At 55.3% G+C, this 445-nt stretch carries 1 pseudogene; it reads left to right on the top strand.

Going from position 1 to position 445, the window contains the following annotated elements:
- Positions 1-445, top strand: a pseudogene (glmU, locus tag ACTHUR_RS20970) (bifunctional UDP-N-acetylglucosamine diphosphorylase/glucosamine-1-phosphate N-acetyltransferase GlmU); the annotation flags it as partial.

Here is a 445-nt window from a genome sequence, read left to right as displayed (position 1 = left end):
GCCAAAGCCGTTGCCGACGGCATCAAAGTTCATCCCGTCCAAGTGCGCGCCTCCCATCTGGCCGCCGGCGTGAACAACAAACTCCAACTGGCCGAACTCGAGCGCATTTTCCAAACCGAACAGGCGCAAGAATTACTCAAAGCAGGCGTGACCCTGCGCGATCCGGCACGTTTCGATTTACGAGGCCGTCTGAAACACGGACAAGATGTCGTGATTGACGTCAACGTCGTGATCGAAGGCGAAGTCGAACTCGGCGACAACGTCGAAATCGGTGCCAACTGCGTGATCAAAAATGCCAAAATCGGTGCCAACACCAAAATCGCCCAATTCTCCCATTTTGAAGGTTGCGAAGTCGGCGAAAACAACCAAATCGGCCCATACGCCCGTCTGCGTCCGCAAGCCAAACTGGCCGACGACGTACACACCGGTAACTTCGTCGAAGTCA

The organism is Neisseria sp. P0021.S007, assembly GCF_051956855.1.
This window is presented reverse-complemented; position numbering and strand designations above follow the sequence as displayed.